The organism is Kitasatospora sp. MAA4 (assembly GCF_029893355.1).
GTDB lineage: Bacteria > Actinomycetota > Actinomycetes > Streptomycetales > Streptomycetaceae > Kitasatospora.
The window spans coordinates 81,505-99,501 of record NZ_JARZAI010000007.1 but is presented as its reverse complement, the minus strand read 5'-3'; the positions used below and the strand labels follow the sequence as shown (position 1 = coordinate 99,501).

17 protein-coding genes are annotated in these 17,997 nt (G+C 71.0%); 8 read left to right on the top strand and 9 right to left on the bottom strand.

Going from position 1 to position 17,997, the window contains the following annotated elements; all coding sequences use genetic code 11:
- Positions 1–10: 10 nt before the first annotated feature.
- Both P3T37_RS12065 and P3T37_RS12060 read left to right on the top strand, forming a co-directional pair.
- Positions 11–2,320: an FdhF/YdeP family oxidoreductase gene (locus P3T37_RS12065; RefSeq protein WP_280723537.1), complete on the top strand. Its 2,310-nt coding sequence runs from the start codon at positions 11–13 to the stop codon at positions 2,318–2,320.
- A gap of 74 nt (positions 2,321–2,394) precedes the next feature.
- On the top strand, positions 2,395–3,666 hold the full coding sequence (locus P3T37_RS12060; protein ID WP_280723536.1) for an ion channel protein: 1,272 nt from the start codon (positions 2,395–2,397) through the stop codon (positions 3,664–3,666).
- 4 nt (positions 3,667–3,670) lie between these two features.
- Here the strand turns inward: P3T37_RS12060 and P3T37_RS12055 are convergent, their stop codons facing one another.
- A complete protein-coding gene (locus P3T37_RS12055) occupies positions 3,671–5,233 on the bottom strand; it encodes a C40 family peptidase (protein ID WP_280723535.1) in 1,563 nt (520 codons plus the stop codon).
- A gap of 391 nt (positions 5,234–5,624) precedes the next feature.
- Here P3T37_RS12055 and P3T37_RS12050 point away from each other — a divergent pair, with 391 nt between their 5' ends.
- The gene (locus P3T37_RS12050; protein ID WP_280723534.1) at positions 5,625–6,803 is read left to right on the top strand and encodes an inorganic phosphate transporter; all 1,179 of its coding nucleotides are present in this window, start codon (positions 5,625–5,627) and stop codon (positions 6,801–6,803) included.
- Positions 6,804–6,825: 22 nt separating this feature from the next.
- Positions 6,826–7,065: a hypothetical protein gene (locus tag P3T37_RS12045; protein WP_280723533.1), complete on the top strand. Its 240-nt coding sequence runs from the start codon at positions 6,826–6,828 to the stop codon at positions 7,063–7,065.
- 66 nt (positions 7,066–7,131) lie between these two features.
- Here P3T37_RS12045 and P3T37_RS12040 read toward each other — a convergent pair whose 3' ends face one another.
- Both P3T37_RS12040 and P3T37_RS12035 read right to left on the bottom strand, forming a co-directional pair.
- On the bottom strand, positions 7,132–8,715 hold the full coding sequence (locus P3T37_RS12040; protein WP_280723532.1) for an MDR family MFS transporter: 1,584 nt from the start codon (positions 8,713–8,715) through the stop codon (positions 7,132–7,134).
- Between the two features lie 99 nt (positions 8,716–8,814).
- Complete coding sequence (locus tag P3T37_RS12035; RefSeq protein ID WP_280723531.1) at positions 8,815–9,303, bottom strand: MarR family transcriptional regulator; 489 nt, start codon at positions 9,301–9,303, stop codon at positions 8,815–8,817.
- 143 nt (positions 9,304–9,446) lie between these two features.
- Here P3T37_RS12035 and P3T37_RS12030 point away from each other — a divergent pair, with 143 nt between their 5' ends.
- Positions 9,447–10,496, top strand: coding sequence for a DUF3533 domain-containing protein (locus P3T37_RS12030; protein WP_280723530.1), 1,050 nt, complete (start codon positions 9,447–9,449; stop codon positions 10,494–10,496).
- Between the two features lie 2 nt (positions 10,497–10,498).
- On the opposite strand, the gene P3T37_RS12025 is transcribed toward P3T37_RS12030, so the two are convergent.
- From P3T37_RS12025 to P3T37_RS12005, 5 genes are all read right to left on the bottom strand, one after another.
- Positions 10,499–11,488, bottom strand: a complete 990-nt coding sequence (locus P3T37_RS12025) for a hypothetical protein (RefSeq protein ID WP_280723529.1) — start codon at positions 11,486–11,488, stop codon at positions 10,499–10,501.
- On the bottom strand, positions 11,485–11,832 hold the full coding sequence (locus P3T37_RS12020; RefSeq protein WP_280723528.1) for a PadR family transcriptional regulator: 348 nt from the start codon (positions 11,830–11,832) through the stop codon (positions 11,485–11,487). The genes P3T37_RS12025 and P3T37_RS12020 overlap by 4 nt, the downstream gene beginning before the upstream one ends.
- Positions 11,833–11,882: 50 nt before the next feature.
- The gene (locus tag P3T37_RS12015) at positions 11,883–12,413 is read right to left on the bottom strand and encodes a GtrA family protein (protein ID WP_280723527.1); all 531 of its coding nucleotides are present in this window, start codon (positions 12,411–12,413) and stop codon (positions 11,883–11,885) included.
- A 57-nt stretch (positions 12,414–12,470) separates the two neighbouring features.
- Positions 12,471–13,907, bottom strand: a complete 1,437-nt coding sequence (locus P3T37_RS12010; protein ID WP_280723526.1) for a hypothetical protein — start codon at positions 13,905–13,907, stop codon at positions 12,471–12,473.
- A 534-nt stretch (positions 13,908–14,441) separates the two neighbouring features.
- Positions 14,442–14,651, bottom strand: a complete 210-nt coding sequence (locus tag P3T37_RS12005; RefSeq protein ID WP_280723525.1) for a hypothetical protein — start codon at positions 14,649–14,651, stop codon at positions 14,442–14,444.
- A 198-nt stretch (positions 14,652–14,849) separates the two neighbouring features.
- Here P3T37_RS12005 and P3T37_RS12000 point away from each other — a divergent pair, with 198 nt between their 5' ends.
- Both P3T37_RS12000 and P3T37_RS11995 read left to right on the top strand, forming a co-directional pair.
- Positions 14,850–15,632, top strand: a complete 783-nt coding sequence (locus P3T37_RS12000) for a helix-turn-helix transcriptional regulator (protein WP_280723524.1) — start codon at positions 14,850–14,852, stop codon at positions 15,630–15,632.
- Positions 15,629–15,853 (top strand): DUF397 domain-containing protein, encoded by a 225-nt coding sequence (locus P3T37_RS11995; protein ID WP_280723523.1) that lies wholly within the window; start codon positions 15,629–15,631, stop codon positions 15,851–15,853. Before P3T37_RS12000 ends, P3T37_RS11995 begins: the two co-directional genes overlap by 4 nt.
- Positions 15,854–15,912: 59 nt before the next feature.
- Here P3T37_RS11995 and P3T37_RS11990 read toward each other — a convergent pair whose 3' ends face one another.
- Positions 15,913–16,398 (bottom strand): RICIN domain-containing protein, encoded by a 486-nt coding sequence (locus P3T37_RS11990; protein WP_280723522.1) that lies wholly within the window; start codon positions 16,396–16,398, stop codon positions 15,913–15,915.
- 276 nt (positions 16,399–16,674) lie between these two features.
- Here P3T37_RS11990 and P3T37_RS11985 point away from each other — a divergent pair, with 276 nt between their 5' ends.
- Positions 16,675–17,889: a helix-turn-helix transcriptional regulator gene (locus P3T37_RS11985; protein ID WP_280723521.1), complete on the top strand. Its 1,215-nt coding sequence runs from the start codon at positions 16,675–16,677 to the stop codon at positions 17,887–17,889.
- The last annotated feature ends 108 nt before the right edge of the window (positions 17,890–17,997 follow it).

Sequence of the window (17,997 nt, the reverse complement as noted above, 5' to 3'; positions counted from 1 at the left end):
GGAGGTAGTCATGGCCAAGCAGGCCCCGCAGAGCGACCCGGCCCAGGACGCCCCGGCGGTCGGCGCGCCGCACCGCGCGGCGGCCGGGCTGCCGGCCGTCGGCCACAGCCTGCGGATGGCGGGCGAGCAGATGGGCCCGCGCCGGGCGCTCTCCACCCTGCTGAAGGTCAACCAGCACGGCGGCTTCGACTGCCCGGGCTGCGCCTGGCCCGAGCCGGACAAGCCGCACACCGCCGAGTTCTGCGAGAACGGCGCCAAGGCGGTCGCCGAGGAGGCCACCGAGCGCCGGATCACCGCGGACTTCTTCGCCGCGCACCCGGTGGCCGAGCTGGCCGAGCGCTCGGGCTACTGGCTGGGCCAGCAGGGCCGGCTGACCGAGCCGATGCTGCTGGACGAGGGCGCCGACCGCTACGTCCCGGTCTCCTGGGAGCGCGCGTTCGCGATCGTCGCCGAGGAGCTCCAGGCGCTGGAGACCCCCGACGGCGCGGCCTTCTACACCTCCGGCCGCACCAGCAACGAGGCCGCCTTCGCGTACCAGCTGTTCGCCCGCCGGCTGGGCACCAACAACCTGCCGGACTGCTCCAACATGTGCCACGAGTCCTCGGGTTCGGCCCTGGTGGAGACGCTCGGCGTGGGCAAGGGCAGCGTCAGCCTCAAGGACCTCTACCAGGCCGACCTGATCATCGTGGCCGGCCAGAACCCGGGCACCAACCACCCCCGGATGCTCTCCGCGCTGGAGCGCGCGAAGCGGGCCGGCGCCACCGTGGTCAGCGTCAACCCGCTGCCGGAGGCCGGTCTGGAGCGCTTCAAGAACCCGCAGAACGCCCGCGGCCTGGTCGGCCAGGGCACCAAGCTGACCGACCTCTTCCTGCAGATCCGACTCGGCGGCGACCTCGCGCTGTTCCGCGCGCTCAACCAGCTGCTGCTGGAGGCCGAGGAGGAGCAGGGCGGCGTGCTGGACCACGCGTTCATCGCCGAGCACTGCCTGGGCTTCGAGGAGTGGGCGGCCGAGGCCAGGCAGACCGACCGGGACGCGGTGCTGGCCGCCACCGGCCTGCCGTTCGAGCAGATCGAGGAGCTGGCCCGCCTGGTGCTGGCCTCCAAGAAGGTCATCGTCTGCTGGGCGATGGGCCTGACCCAGCACAAGCACTCCGTGCCGACCATCCGCGAGGTGGTCAACTTCCTCCTGCTGCGCGGCAACGTGGGCCGCCCCGGCGCGGGCGTCTGCCCGGTGCGCGGGCACAGCAACGTGCAGGGCGACCGCACCATGGGCATCTTCGAGCGGCCCAGCGAGGCGTTCCTGGACGCGCTGGGCAAGGAGTTCGACTTCGCGCCGCCGCGCCACCACGGCTACGACGCGGTGGACAGCATCCGGGCGATGCGCGACGGGCGGGTCGGGGTCTTCTTCGCGATGGGCGGCAACTTCGTCGCGGCCACCCCCGACACCCTGGTGACCGAGGCCGCGATGCGCCGCTGCCGGCTCACCGTGCACGTCTCCACCAAGCTCAACCGCTCGCACGTGGTGACCGGCGCGCGGGCGCTGATCCTGCCGACGCTCGGCCGCACCGACCGGGACGCCACGGCCGCCGGCGACCAGTTCGTCACGGTCGAGGACTCGATGGGCATCGTGCACTCCTCGCAGGGGCGGCTGCGCCCGCCGGCTCCCGGGGTGCTCTCTGAGATCGCGATCGTCTGCCGGCTGGCCCGGGCCGCGCTGGGCCCGGCCGACGCGCTGCCGTGGGAGGCGTTCGCGGAGTCCTACGATCTGATCCGCGACCGGATCGCCCGGGTGGTGCCGGGGTTCGACGACTTCAACGCCAAGGTGCGCAAGCCCGGCGGCTTCGCCCTGCCGCACGGCCCGCGCGACAGCCGGACCTTCCCGACCGCGACCGGCAAGGCCAACTTCACGATCAACCCGCTGACCGCCCCCAAGGTCCCGGCCGGCCGCCTGCTGCTCCAGACGCTGCGCTCGCACGACCAGTACAACACCACGATCTACGGCCTGGACGACCGCTACCGCGGCATCACCGGCGGCCGGCGCGTGGTGCTGGTCAACCCGGCGGACGCGGCCGAGCTGGCGCTGACCGAGGGCGCGTACGTCGACCTGGTGAGCGAGTGGCGGGACGGCGTGGAGCGGCGGGCGCCGCACTTCAAGGTGGTGCACTACCCGGTGGCCCGGGGCGGCGCCGCGGCCTACTACCCGGAGACCAACGTGCTGGTGCCGCTGGACTCGACGGCGGACATCAGCAACACCCCCACCTCCAAGGCCGTGGTGGTCCGCTTCGAGCCGGACAGCGGCTTCACCGGGGCAAATGTCTGATTTGCCGTTAATCTGACACTCCGTGCTCTCGGCCCGCGCCTCTCGGTGCGCGGGCCCACCCCCGGAGGTCTCCGATGGCCGTTGCCGCCCACCCGGCCACGGACGTGAACCGCCCGCCGCAGACCCCCGCGGCCCGGCTGATCCCGCTGATCGTCCCCGCGATCCTGGTCGGAGTGGTGGCCGCCCTGGTGCTGCTCGGGCTCAGCAAGCTGGCCGGGCAGCTGGAGCGGCTGGTCTGGCAGAGCGCGCCCGCGCACTTCGGCTTCGCGCAGTACGACCCGTGGTGGGTGATCACCGTCCTCACCGCGACCGGTCTGCTGATCGGCCTGGCGGTGTGGCTCCTGCCCGGCCATGCCGGCCCCGACCCGGCGACCACCGGCCTGGTCGACCCGCCGCAGCCGCCGTACGTGCTGCCGGGCCTGGCGGTGGTGACGGTCCTGGCGCTGGCCGGCGGCGTGAGCCTGGGCCCGGAGAACCCGATCACGATGATCAACATCGCACTGGCCTGCTGGATCGGCCGGCTCGTCGTGCCGCGCAGCCCCAACGCGCTCTGGGTCGGCCTGGCGGCCGCCGGAACGATCGGGGCGCTGTTCGGCACACCACTGGCGGCCGCCCTGATCCTCTCCGAGATGCCCGGCCCCGGCGTGCTCTGGGACCGGCTCTTCGCCCCGCTCGTCGCGGCCGCCTCCGGGGCGCTGACCACGCTGCTGATCGACGGCAACGACTTCGTGATCAACATGCCCCCCTACCCCGGGGCGCGGGCGGTCGACCTGTTCTGGGCGATGCTGGTCTCCTCGGCCGGCGCGCTGCTCGGCCTGGCCGCGGTCTACGCCCTGCCGTTCGTCCACCAGGCCTTCCACCAGCTGCGCAACCCGGTGGTGATGCTGGTCGCGGGCGGGCTGACGCTCGGTGTGATCGGCGTGATCGGCGGGCACCTGACCCTCTTCAAGGGCCTCGACCAGATGAAGGAGCTGGCCAGCACCAGCGCCGACTACGGCGCCTGGGGGCTGCTCGGGATGGCCCTGGTCAAGATGCTGGCGGTGCTGGTGGCCAGCTGCGCGGGGTTCCGCGGCGGGCGGATCTTCCCGGCGGTCTTCGCCGGGGCGGCGCTCGGCTTCAGCGCGAGCACCTTCGTCACCGACATCCCGTCCTCGCTCGCGGTGGCCTGCGCGATCCTGGGCGTGCTCTTCGCGGTCACCCGGCAGGGCTGGCTGAGCCTGTTCACGGCGGCGGTCATCGTGCCGGACTACAAGCTCGTCCCGCTGCTCTGCGTCGCGGCGCTGCCGGCCTGGCTGATCGTCACCGGGCGGCCCCAGATGATCGTCACACCGGCAGCGACCGACTGAGCGCTCAGCTGTGGTTGGGCGAGGGCGCGGTCGAGGTCCGCGAGGGCGAAGGCGAGGTGCCGGAGACCGAGGCAGACGGCGAGCCGCCGGCCGGCGTGCCCGGCACCGAGACGGACAGCGACGGCGAGGCGGGAGCGCTCGGCGTCGCCCCCGTGGCCGTACCGGGGGCAGTGGACGAACCGGACGGCGACGGCGAGGCCGAGCCGCTCGGCTTCGGCGTACCGGGGCCGGCGGGCGTCGGCGACGCCGGTGCGGACGGCACCGGGGTCGGTGCCGGCGGGGCCACCGGCAGCACCGGCAGCAGGCCCGACAGCGGCGGCACCGTCGGCAGGCCCGGCACCGTGGGGAGCGAGGGCGCGATCGGCGTCAGCGTCTGGGCGTTCTGCAGGACGTCCGGGACCTTCCAGGTGCCGCCCTGGGTGTCCGAGGGGGAGTTCGGGTCGGGCCGCACGGCGCCAAGGATCGGGCTCGCCCCGATCGGCGAGACCCGCACCACCGCGCCGGTGTGCGGCGCGACCACCACAAGACCGCCGCCGATGTAGAGCGCGACGTGCGAGGCGCCGGTGTAGTAGAGCACCAGGTCGCCGGGGCGCAGCTGGTTCAGCGGGACGTGCTGGAGGTCCGCCCACTGGTCCTCGCTGACCCGCGGGATCGGCACGCCGGCGTGCAGCCACGCCTGCGAGGTCAGGCCCGAGCAGTCGAAGGAGTCCGGCCCCTGCGCGCCCCAGATGTACGGCTTGCCGAGCTGCGCCAGCGCGTACGCCACCGCCGCCCGGCCGGCCGCCGACGGCGTCCGCTCGCCCTGGCCGAGCGCCCCGGAGGCGAGGAAGGCCAGCTGGGCCTGGTCGGCCTGGGTCTTCTCCAGCTGCTCCAGCTGGGTCTGCTGGGCGCCGGTGAGCCCGGAGACCAGCTGTTCGACGGTGGCGAGCTGGCGGGCGATGTCCGTCTTGCTCTGGTCCTGCTGGGCGAGCAGCGTCTTGGAGTCGGTCAGCGCCGACTGCGCCTGGCTCCGGAGCTGGTCGAGGGTGCCCTGCTCGGTCTTGAGCTGGGACAGGAAGGCGGCCTGCGAGCGGCCGGCGGCGGCGAGCATCTCGCCGTCGTTGACCGCCTGGTACGGGTCCTTGGTGAGCAGCAGCTGGGCGTAGGCGTCGAGGTTGCCGTTGCGGTACTGCTCGGAGGCGAGCTGGGCGGCCATGTCGAGGCCGTCGTCGACCACCTGCTGCTGCTGGGTGATCTTGGTGTTGATCGCGTCCAGCGAGCTCTGCTGAGTGGCGATCAGGCCGGCCGTGGCGTTGTACTGCTCGGTGGCCGCCTCGGCGTTCTGGTAGAGCAGGTGGATCTTGTCGAGCAGCGGGCCCAGGGTGGCCTCGGTGGCGGCGAGCGGGTCGCTGCCGGTGCCCGGCACGGCCGGCGCGCCGGCGGCCGGCGGGGGCTCGGTGGCGGCGAACGCCGACTGGGCGGCCATCGGCAGAGCCAGCGCGGCCATCGCGAGGATCGCTCCGCACCTCAGCGCGGCCCGCAGCCAGGGCTGACTTCCGACCAACTGTTCGCGCCGCACGGCTCGCATCGGCCCCGCCTCCCCTTGGTTCTGCTGTGGTTCGCCCGACCGTTCCCGTCGGACCCCGCCCCGGCCCGCTGGTCACGGGTCCATGCCGATCCTGTCATGCCGACCTGCCGATCCGGCAGGCCGCATGCCCCTCTGCTGATGAATTCTCAGACAGCGCGGGCGAAGTGACCTTGATCTCATGATTTTGGCCGGAATCCGGGCACTTGCCCCCGAATGCCCAGGTCGCAGGCAGCGGATACACCCACAAGTTGCCCGATATCCATGCCCATGACACCAACGGAACCATGTCGACGGAGCCAGTTAACCTTCCGTTCACCCACTATCCCTACCGTCGCGCCTGAAGACAGCTGAAGACCTCGGTCAGTCCGACAACTACGACGATTGCTTGGTTATGGAACACATCGGGTTCCTGGTGGCGGTTGTGATCATCACAGCGCTCGCCTTCGACTTCACCAACGGCTTCCACGACACCGCCAACGCGATGGCCACCTCCATCGCCACCGGCGCACTGCGGCCCAAGGTCGCGGTCACCATCGCGGCGGTCCTCAACTTCGCGGGGGCCTTCCTCTCGGTGAAGGTCGCCAGCACCATCTCGGGCGGCATCGTCAACGAGAAGGCCGGCATCCACCCGTCGGTGATCTTCGCCGCACTGGCCGGAGCCATCCTCTGGAACCTGCTGACCTGGCTGCGCGGCCTCCCGTCCAGCTCCTCGCACGCGCTGTACGGCGGCCTGATCGGCGCCACCATCGTCGGCGTCGGACTGCACGGCGTGAACTTCACCACTGTCGTCACCAAGATCGTGATCCCGGCCGTCGCCTCCCCGATCGTCGCCGGACTGGCCGCCTGGGGCGCCACCAAGGTGGCCTACCTGATCACCCGCAAGGGCAGCGAGAAGACCACCACCAAGGGCTTCAAGACCGGTCAGATGTTCTCCGCCTCGCTCATCTCGCTCGCCCACGGCACCAACGACGCCCAGAAGACCATGGGCGTCATCACGCTGACCCTGGTCTCGGTGGGCGCCCTGCCCAAGCACGCGATGCCCCCCGTCTGGGTCATCGCCAGCGCCGGCCTGGCCATCGCGCTCGGCACCTACATGGGCGGCTGGCGGATCATCCGCAGCATGGGCAAGGGTCTGACGGACATCCAGGCGCCGCAGGGCTTCGCCTCGGAGACCGCGGCCACCGCCGTCATCCTGACCTCCACGCACATGGGCTACGGCCTCTCCACCACCCAGGTCTGCTCCGGCGGCATCATGGGCGCCGGGCTCGGCGGCCCGAAGGGCCAGGTCAACTGGGGCATGGCCCGCCGGATGGTCTACACCTGGGGCCTGACCCTGCCCGCCGCCGCCGTGGTGGCCGGTGCCGCCGCGTTCGTCACGGACCGCGGCACCTGGGGCGTCCTGCTGGTGGGCGCCGTCCTGGTGGCCGGCTCGGGCGCCATGTGGTGGCTCTCGCGCCGCCAGCCGGTCACCGCCGGCAACGTCAACGAGGTCACCCCCGTCCCGCTCGACGTCGCCATCACCCCGGCCGGCGCCACCCCCACCCCCGCCTCCACCACCGTCGCGGCCTGACGGCCTGAGGAGACAGCACCACATGAACATCAACTGGAGCGCCCTGGCCGACACGGCCGCCGTCAGCTTCGGCATCACCGTCGCCGTGGTCGCCACCTTCGCCCTCGGCGTCCTCGGCCTCTCCCGCCGCGAGGCCGCCACCGAAGCCGCCGGCACCGCCTCCCCGGCCACCACCGGCACGCTGGCCCTGGCCGGCGCCACCGTCTGCTTCGCCGCCTGCGCGGCAGCCGTCGCCTACGGCCTCACCCTGATCGCCGCGTAGCCGACAGGAGCAGAAACGGCCGCCCCCCACATGCGTTGTGGGGGGCGGCCGTTTGCGGTCGTGGGGTCAGGCCACCGGCTCGGCCACGGGCTCGGCCGGCTGGGGCGCGGGGGCCGTGTGGGCGGTGCGGAGGGGGACCTCGCGGATGGCGAGGACGACCAGGAAGGACGCCAGGGCGAGCGGGGCGGCGACCAGGAAGACGGTGCCGACGCCGTGTCCGAAGGCGTCCGTGACCAGCGGGACGAGCGGTGCGGGCAGGGTGTGCAGGTCGGGGATCGCGCCGCCGCCGAGCGCATTGCCGCCCGCCGCGGGGATGTGGGCGGCTGCCAGGTTCTGCGTCAGGTAGTGGGTCACCCTGGTGCCGAGCAGGGCGCCGAGCGCTGAGACGCCCATCGCGCCGCCCATCGTGCGGAAGAAGGTGACCAGCGAGCTGGCGGTGCCGAGTTCCTTGACCGGGACGGTGTTCTGCACGGCCAGCACCAGGTTCTGCATGGTCAGGCCGAGGCCGAGGCCGGCGGCGGCCATGTAGAGCGAGAGCTGCCAGTACGGGGTGTCGGCGCGGACGGTGCCCAGCAGGCCGAAGCCGACCGCCAGCAGGAAGGTGCCGGCCACCAGGAAGCGCTTCCACTTGCCGTACTTGGTGATCAGCCGGCCCGCGACCGTCGAGGCGAGGGCGAGTCCGAGGATCATCGGCAGCGTCATGATGCCCGCCATGGTGGGCGTCTTCTCGCGGGCCAGCTGGAAGTACTGGCTGAGGAAGGTGGTCGCGCCGTACATCCCGACGCCGACCAGGACGCTGGCCAGGGCCGCCAGCGACACCGTCCGGTAGCGGAAGAGGTGCAGCGGGATGATCGGCTCGGCGGCCCGGCTCTCGGTCAGCACGGCCAGCGCGCCGAGGGCGAGCCCGCCGCCGACCATCGCGGCTGTCTGCCAGGAGAGCCAGGGGTAGTCGGTCCCGGCCAGGGTGACCCAGACCATCAACAGGCTGACGGCGGCCGCGATCAGGGTGGCGCCGAGGTAGTCGATCTTCGCCTTGCGCTTCACCACGGGCAGGTGCAGCGTGCGCTGCAGCACCACGATGGCGATCAGTGAGAACGGGATGCCCACGTAGAAGCACCAGCGCCAGCCGAGCCAGCCGGTGTCCACGATGACGCCGCCGATCAGCGGGCCGCCGATCGTGGCGAGCGCGAACACGGCGCCGAAGTACCCGCTGTAGCGGCCGCGTTCGCGCGGCGGCACCATGGAGGCCAGGCAGATCTGGGCGAGCGAGACGACGCCGCCGGCCCCGAGGCCCTGCAGCACGCGGCAGCCGATCAGCTCGCCGGTGTTCTGCGAGAGGCCGGCCAGCGTCGAGGAGACGATGTAGATCACCAGGGCTATCTGCACCAGCAGCTTCTTGCTGACCAGGTCGGAGAGCTTGCCCCAGATCGGGGTGGAGGCGGTCAGCGAGAGCAGGGCGGCGGTGATCACCCAGGTGTAGGCCGACTCGCCGCCGTGCAGGTCGGTCAGGATCGTCGGCAGCGCGTTGGAGACGATGGTCGAGGAGAGCACCGCGACGAAGAGGCCCAGCAGCAGTCCGGAGAGCGCTTCGAGGATCTCCCGGTGCGTCATCGGTCGTTCGGCGTCGGCGGCGGCAGACGAGGTGGTCATGGAGATCCTTCCGGGCTTTGTTGCCTAGGGCAACCATAGGATAAATAGTTGACCCAGGCAACCTTCTATAGCCCGCAGCGTCTCCGTGACGGAGCTCTGTCAGTCCGTCAGGACCGTCTTCTCCCCGATCTCGGCGGCCTGCTCGTTGAACCGGGCCAGCAGGACGGCGAACTGGTTCAGGTCGGCCCGGTCCCAGCCGCCGAGCATCTCCCGGAACGCCGCCAACCTGGCGTCGTGCGCCCGCCGGTAGCGCCGGGCGCCGTCCTCGGTGAGCGAGACCAGCGAGACCCGGCCGTCCAGCGGGTCCGACTCGCGGGCCACCAGGCCGAGTTCCTCCAGCGCCTTGATCTGACGGCTGACGGTGGCCTTGCCGACCCCGAAGTACGCGCCCACGTCCGTCAGTCGGACCTGGCCGGCCTCGTGGATGTGGCCGAGCATGCTGTACGCCACGCCCTCCAGCTGCGGGTGCACCAGCCGGGACATCTCGGCCGCCCGGGCCCGGCCGCGCCGGAACAGCAGCGCCACCTCGCGCTCCACCGCCCGGAAGTCCGCCTCGGCCGCCGGATCGCCGCCCAGCTCCTCGTTCACCTTTGATCTCCCAGGATGCCGCGCGGCGCTGCTCGCCGACGCGCCATCAGTATCCAACAGTGGGCACCCCTCGAAAGTCGTTCATGATACGACTTATCCACTTCGTACCTTTTCCTCACTCCCCGCTTCGAAGGAGAACGTCGATGCCGGACACCCCCAGGCCGGACAAGGGCTTCGCCGCCGAGCTCAAGGACGCCATCTCCGGCCGCGCCGCCCTCCTGGTGGTCGCGGTCCTGCTGCTCCAGCTGGGCTTCATCGCCAGTTACGTGGGCGCCCTGCACCACCCGCAGCCGCACCGGCTCTCGATCGGCGTGGTCGCCCCGGCGCAGGTCAGCGGGCAGCTGGTGGCCGGACTGAACGGGGTGCCGAACAACGCCGTGCGGGCCACCGCCGTCCCCGACCAGGCGACCGCCGTGGCCCGGATCAAGGACCAGAAGCTGTACGCCGCACTGCTGTTCAACCCGTCCGGCACCCAGGACACCCTGCTGGTCGCCAACGCACGCGGCCCGGCCGCCGCGACCGCGGCCGAGGCGATCGTCACGGCGGCCGAGCAGTCCCAGGGCCGCACGGTCCAGGTGCAGGACGTGGTGCCGCTGGCGGACGGCGACGCCAAGGGGCTGTCCGCCTTCTACCTGGTGGTCGGCTGGTGCGTCGGCGGCTATCTGGTCGCCTCGATCCTCGGCATCAGCGCCGGATCGCGCCCCGCCAACCGCAACCGCGCGGTGATCCGCATCGGGGTGCTCGCCCTCTACTCGATCGCGGCGGGTCTGGGCGGTGTGCTGATCACCGGCCCGATCCTGAACGCGCTGCCCGGCAGCATCGCGGGGCTCTGGGGCCTGGGAGCGCTGGTGGTCTTCGCGGTGGGCGCCTTCACGATGGCGATGGAGTGCCTGTTCGACGTGGTCGGCATCGGGCTGGCCGTGCTGATCTTCGTGGTGCTCGGCAACCCCAGCGCGGGCGGCGTCTACCCGCCGCCGATCCTGCCGCCGTTCTGGCGGGCGATCGGCCCCTGGCTGCCGAACGGCGCGGGGACCAGCGTCGCCCGCTCGATCGCCTACTTCGACGCCACCAACATCACCGGGCCGCTGCTGGTGCTGGCCGTCTGGGCGGTGCTGGGCATCGCGGTAACGCTGGCCGCGGTCAGCATCCGCCCCCGCGGCGGCCGGCCGATGATCACCGAAGAGGTGCTGTAGGACTACTCCGTGCCGAGCGGGCCCGTGGCCTGCGGGCTGGGCTTCAGGAACCTCACAGCGCCCGCTGTCAGCAGGGCCAGCACCGCGGCGCCGACGAGGTAGCTGATCAGCACGCCGAGGTTGCCGAGCCAGTAGTCGTCCCAGCTGAAGAACTGGGGGACGACGAAGACCACGGCGTAGGTGAGGGCCAGCGGGAGGAAGGCGACTCCGGTCGCGGCGGGCAGCAACCGGGCCCAGCGCAGCAGGACGAGCGCAAGGAGGCCCGCCGACAGGACGATCGCGGTCACCACCTGGATGGTTGGCAACGAGGCATCGACGACACCCACGTAGCCGTCCAGGATGCTGGCTGCCAACAGCAGGGAGGGCAGGACGGCGGCGCGCGGTCGGCGGGCGATCGTGCTGTCGAGCAGGTCGCCCGGTGCGGCGAAGACCAGCAGGCTCCACAGCACGCCCGCTCCGGCCCGGCCGACCAGGAGGAGGTAGTCCGGCGGCATGCCCGGCGCCCACCTCTGCACCGACAGTTCGCCGGCCAACCAAGAGGCAACAGCGGCAACTGCCGCTAGGGCGGCCAGCACCCGGGCGGTGGTCCACCGGCGGAGCAGCATGGCCGCCACGACCAGCAGCCAGAGCACGCCCGGGACGGCCGAGGCGATCAGCGCGGGGCGGTACTCGGCCGCCGTCTGTCCCCAGTCCTGCGGGAGGTGTGCGAGGACGCGCAGTTGGTCGCCGAGCGCGAGGGCGGCGGCCAGTGGCGCGGTGGTGGCGAGCAGGTGTCCGCCGGTGCCGCTCGCGGTGAGGCCGGTGCGGACCCGCAGGCCGTACGCGGCGACGCCGGCGGTCTCGCGGGCGGTGGCCAGCCGGCCGGCGCCGCTGGTGGCGTCCGCGTGGACGGCGGTGATCTCCTCGCCGCGCTCGGTGCGGTAGGCGGCGGGGTAGACCCGCAGGGCCAGTCGCAGGCCGCGTGAAGTGGTGCTGATGGTACCGGTGTTCATGCGAGGGCCCCCCTGGCCGTCGGACGGATGGTCCTCAGACGACGGTCGGCCTCGGCGACCACCGCGCGCAGCCGGTCGGCCTCGGCGGCCAGGGTGGCCCGCCCGGCCTCGGCGAGCGCGTACGTCCGGCGGGCGCGACCGTCGATCACCTCGTCGCGTTCGACCTGGATCAGCCCCTGCTGGAGCAGGCGGTCCAGCGCGCTGTAGAGCGTGCCGGTCCGCATCTTCACCCGGCCGTCCGAGATCACGGCGATCTCCTGGATCAGGGCGTAGCCGTGCCGAGGGGCATCGGCCAGTGCGGTGAGCAGAAGCAGCGTGGGCTCCTGCATGGAGCGTTCTGTCATAGGGAGATATATATCGCTCACCGGCATATGCCGTCTAGAGCAGCGCAGCCCTAGCCGACCGGCGTGGCCGACTCGGTGGCGGACTCCTCCGCCTCCGGGCCGGTCCGCGCCTGGGTGAAGACCCACTTCTTCATCCCCCAGTAGCGGAAGCCCATGGCGAGCAGCGTGCCGAGGATCATGCCGCTGACGAAGTCGGCGACCTCCTGCGAGAAGTGGCTGACGTCCGGCTGCCGCAGGTCGAGGAGGTACCGACTGGCCAGCAGCGGCAGGTCGTTGACCACGATGGCCACGGCGCTCACCACGACGAACGGGATCGCCTCCTTGTGGCTGCCCTCCGAGCGGAACGACCACTGCCGGTTGAGCAGGTAGGAGAGCACCGTGGCGATCACCGTCGCGATCGTCAGCGCGACCACCGGCTTGGACTCGAAGAGAGTGAACTTGAGCCCGTAGTTGATCACCACGGTCAGCACGAAACACGTGCCACCGACCAGCAGGAACTTCACCAGGCTGCGATGCTGCACCACGATCGGGCGCAGTCGCGTCGGCACCTTGGCCAGCGCGATCTGAGTAAGCGACGGCATTGGCGCAGTCTCGCACGACTCACCGGGCCTCTGCCGTCGACTCCCCCGACCGGCCCGTCAGCCGTTGCTGATCCGCAGCACGCCCGTGGTCGTGCCCTGGTAGACCACGCCGCCGGGGGCGATGGTGCCGACCATCTGCAACGTGTCGAAGAGGAACCCGGCGCCGAGGAACTTGGTGCGCACGACGGCGCCGGTATCCGGGTCGATCTCGGCGTAGGAGTACGGGTCCAGGACCGACGTCCAGTCGGTGCCGGGGATCAGCGGGTTGCGGATGACGGTGTGGATCAGGTGGTCGCCGAGCGAGAGGCGCGGAACGGCCGCCGAGCGGATGGTGTTGTCCCACTTCAGGTCGCAGCCCGACCCGTCCGGGCGGACGTCCACCCGGCTGAGCCCGCCCTCGAAGGCGGCCGAGGCCGGCACGCTCGCCCCCGCGCCGGCCGGCAGCTTGGGGTACGGATAGCCGTACGTGCTCGCCACGAAGACCGAACTCCCCTCCCCGATCGGCGAGTTCTCACTGCCACTGCCGCCCGCCAGCAGCACCGGGACCGAGCAGACCTGAGCACCGGAGTCGGTCCGGTAGACCAGCAGGTGCTCGGTCGGCGCCGCGTTGTCGACGATGGTGGCGTACTCGGTGCCGGTGCGCGGGCCGAAGAACGTCGGGGTCGAACCGGTACCCCAGCTGAGCTGTCCCGGCTTGCGGCCCGGGCCGCGGTCGTACGCCTGGCGCCAGGCGATCTGCGGGGTGCCGTCCGCGGCGGCGGTCAGCAGGTAGGTCGCGGCGGTGGTGGCGACCAGGGTGCCGGCGGGGGCGGTGGAGATGCTGTTGGCGACCTGCTCACCGGCCGGCAGCGCGAGCGTGCGGACGGCGCCGCCGGGGGTGCGGTCGTCGGCGGTGCCGACCACGCCGCCGGCGGTGGCGAACCAGACCCGGCCCTGCCAGTCCGGGGACAGCCCGACCACCGAGTCGCCCGCCGGGACGGCGCCGGCCAGCGGGAACGAGCTGTCGACGTACAACTGCCAGGAGCCGTCGGCCGCCCGCCGGTGGCCGATCCGCAGCAGGTTGTCGTTGCCGTCCACCACCGTCAGGCGGTCCCGGTTGTCCAGGTAGGCGTACACGCCGCCGAGCAACGAGCCCTTGGCGATGGCCAGTTCGGCGATCGAGTTGCCGGTGGCGGGGTCCAGCAGGTGGACGGTCGGGGTGAGCCCGAAGATCGTGGTGCAGAGCGCGACCGGGTAGCCGTCCGAGCCGTCCAGCACCGTCGGGCAGGCCGAGGCCAGGGCGGCGCGGTGCGAGGTCAGCGGGCCGGCGCCCGGGCCGGGCAGCGGAGTGGAGTCGGAGGACTCGGTGTCGCCGTGCATGGTGGCCGTCCCGTCCGGCCCGGCGTACGGGTTGGCGGGTGCTGGTGTGTCGGCGCGGGCCGGGGAGGCGAGTGAGAGGGCGAGCAGGACGGCCGCGGAGACGGCGGCGGCGCGGGAGGGCAGAGCAAAGCGCATGGGAGGGTCCCGTCGGGTGAGGGTGAGGGTGTGAAGTGGCGCAGGGCGACACAGCGGTGCACTCCGCCCGACAGGACGAACTCAGGCCCGGACTAGCCAACTGCCGGGCGGGCCACCGCGCTCAGACCGCGCGGCGACGACAGACCGCAGAACACGCGTACGCCAGGTCGACATGGAGTCGACGGCTCAACCACGTGTGCGATGTCATGCCGACCATGCTCCCGCGCTGACGCGGCGTCTCACAACACCGTCTCAGCATCAGGACGGACGACCGCATCCGCCACCTCACATCTGCGGCATCGGCAGCGCGGCCAGACGCTCGTCAGCTCGATCGAGCCCGCCCCCGGGTGCGGGGAGATCTCGTGCCGCGACAGCTCGATCCGGCGGCCGCCGCCGGTGATCCGGTAGGTCCGGATGGTCATGGCACTGCGACGACGAGGGCTCATTGTGGTCAACTCCCCTCGCACAGCGGACAGTCCGGCCAACCCAGCGGACAGGACCCCCTGCGGGGGAACAGTGCCCGAAGCAGGTTCCTCACTGGTCGTCATGCCCAAGTCCCTTACGGAGAGTGGCGATCAGGAGTTCGACCACATCCACTCGGGCAGCCCCGAGCTCGATCAGGACGATGCCCGTCACCGGCGCCCGCCAGTCCACGGTGGCCGAGGGCAGCACGATCCCCGCCTCTGCGAGCAGGGCGATCAGGCGACTGAGGGCATCCTGGGCGGCTCGGCGCTTCTCTCGCATCTCTCGGTCCATCCTGGAAGTCATCTGCGGCTCCGTTCCTCGGGGATCCCAACGATCCTCACTGACTGTGAGTCAAGAGTCGCGCTACGGAGTTACGATCGGAAGCAGTTCGCCTCTCCAGGCACGTCCCGGGAAAATTGGGAGTCCGATATGGCAAGGCCCGCAGGCAAGTTGACCCCCGACCGGAGCGCCCGCCACATGTTCGGCGCCAAGGTGCGGTTCTTCCGCGAGCGGGAGGGCATGTCGCTGGAGCAGCTGGCGAGCATCGTGAAGTACAGCCGCAGCCACATCGCCCGCATCGAGGTCGCGGAGACCATCCCCCCGCCGGACCTGCCGCCGATGCTGGACGCGGTGTTCGGGACGGACGGGATCTTCTGCACGCTGTACGAGCTGGCGAAGAAGGAGATCCACCCGGACCAGTACCGCCGCCGGATGGAGTTGGAGGCGAGAGCTCGGGTGATCGACGAGTACGCGGGGCAGTTGGTGCCGGGTCTGGTGCAGACCGAGGACTACGCTCGCGCGCTCTTCCAGGTGGGCAATCCGGCGGCGTCCCCGGGCGAGATCGAAGAGAAGGTGGCCGCCCGCCTGATGCGGCAGGCACTGCTGCGGGCCGATCCCCCGCCCTATCTCTCCATGCTCCTCGATGAGGCGGTGATCCGGCGGCCGGTCGGGGGACCGCTCGTCATGCGGGCACAACTTGCCTCGCTGGCAGCGCAGGTGGACACCCCGACCACCCTCATCCAGATCCTGCCGTTCGAACACGGCGGCCATGTCCTGATGGGAGGCACGCTGACGCTGATGACGCTGGCCGACCGCTCCTCCGTCGCCTACGAGGAGAGCATCGGTTCTGGCACGTTGTTCGAGGAACCCGAGCGGGTCAACAAACGTCGACGGGAATACGATCGGCTGAGGGCCTACGCCCTGGCGCCGAGCAAGTCGGCGGATGTGATTCACGACGTCATGGAGGCTCTGCCCAAATGAGCACAAACGCCGGTCTGCCCCGCGTGGCGTGGATCAAGTCCAGCTACAGCAACGCTGATGGCGGCGGCTGCATCGAATGGGCGCCGGCGGCCACCCCGCTCACCGGCATCGTCCCGGTCCGCGACAGCAAGGACCCGCACGGCCCCACCCTCGCCTTCCCCACCGCCTCATTCGCCGCCTTCGTCTCAGCCGTCAAGGCGGGAGAATTCGGCACCCTCTAACGCCTCCCGGGCGGGGCCGACAGACCCCGCCCGGGAGGCGCTCATGAACATCCTCAAGCTCAGACGTCGAGCTTCCACAGGTGGTCGTCGTAGCCGGGGATGTACCCGCCGGTCCACGCGGAGTTGTAGCAGGGGTACACGGTCAACGGCAGGCCGTTCGCCCTGTCGCTGCCGTCGCTGGCCCAGCCGGCCACGTCGAGGCAGAGGCCGTCGTCGTAGTTGACCACCTCGTAGTCACCGTTGCCGGTGACGTCGTTGAGGTAGAACTCCTGGTTGTCGGCCGCCGGGTTGGAGTTGCAGCCGTAGATGTAGACATGGGTGCCCGCCGGTTCGTAGCCGTAGTTCGGCAGGTCCATACACAGGCCGCTCTTGTCGTTGACGAACTCGTAGAGCTGGGTGCCGTTCACGACGCGGGTGGGCTGGAGGTCCCACATCTGGTTGTCGCCGGAGCCGAGGTTGCAGTTGTACTGCGTCACGGGGCTGTTGGGCGGGTTGGATCCGTAGTTCGGTAGGTCCGCGCACTTACCGGTGGTGTCGTTGTACAAGGCGACCTGCGCCGTGTAGTGCGGGGTGATCGCGGTGCCGGTCGCGATGGCGCGCCGAGGAGAAGTTGCTCAGCATTGGTGCATCGACCTTTCTGACAACGGCCTGGAGAGGTGGCGGTAGTCCGTTCCGCCGTCATGGATCCTCTGGGAATCCGCCGAACACCTGCCAGAGTCACGCTAGGTCGTGTAACAATCACACAGGCCGCAGAGGGGTGAGCTGCGGTTTGGGACGGCGTTACATGCATCAGGTAACGGAGGATCCGGGGGGATTCGGCTGTGCCGTACTGGACCGCGCTGCCCGACGGGCTCAGTCCCGCGCACCGGCAGCTTCTGGAGGAACTGCGCACGCTCAAGGACCAGCACCGACTGACGCTGAAACAGATCGAGACACTCACGCACTACAGCCACGCCTCCTGGCAGCGCTGGCTCAACGGCAAACGCCCCATCACCACCGAGGCCTTGCAGGCCCTGACCACCGCGTTGGGCGTGGACGGCAACCGGCTACAGGCACTGCTCGACGGCGCCGGCACCAACCCGCCAGCCGTGCCCGACAATTCCCCGGCCCCTGAGGCAGTGACCCCAGAGCCGGCGCCGGTCAGCGCCTCTCGGTGGTCCGGCCGACTGCGGGGGCGCCTGCTGACACTGGTGGTCGGGGCGTTGTTCGGCGTCGGCGCCACCGCCGGCCTGTTGGAACTGCCGAGCCACGCCGCCCTGGAGAGCGCGAGTACACCCTGCCCACCCTCCAGCACCGAGGACGCCCAGCCTCCTCAACCCTCGATGCCTGCCACCCCGATGTGGATCACTCCACCCGAGGACCAGGTACCACAGAGTCCGGTCGACGCCGCGCCGAGCCAGGCCGGACCGCCGGCCATGCCGTCGTGGGTGGGCCGCCCAGCGTCGGACCAGCAGACCGACGTGACGACCGCAGGCGACACCCTGAGGATTCAATCTCCGGTGGCCGGCGGGGACGCGCTGATCATGACGTTGTATCTGACCGGCACCTGTCCCGGACCCGTGACGGTCACCGACACCCGGAACGACCTCTTCCAGAACGTCGGCGACGTCACCGACTCCGCGCACGAACGGGTGGCCGTCCTGGCCGCCTTCGATATCCGGCCGCTGACGACCGCTGACTCGATCGCCCTCTCCTACCCGGGCGCGGGCACGGTTCATGTCGCGGTCGACGAGTTCCAGGGCGTCCACCGGGTGAAGGCCGGTGTCCAGCACTACGGCGACCTGGCCGCCAACGGCCTGACCGGCGACTTCGTCCCCACCACCTGCGAACCCGGTGACCTGGTGATCGACGCGGTCGGGAACAGGACATACGCCGTCGTACGAACCTTCGAGACCCCTTGGCAGACGCGGCAGTTCGTTCCGACCACCCCCTACGAACTGAGCACCGGCTGGTACACACCGACGACCAGCGGGCCATGCCTGGCCGAAGGCAATGTCCAGGACGACTGGATCACCGCACTCGTCGACTTCAGCTGACCGAAGGTGATGGAGCGGCATGGCGACCAAGCACGATGATGCGCCGGCTGTCCGACCGTTGACACCGGCCTGGGGTGAACCGGCACCTGGAAGTCGGCGAACGGATCG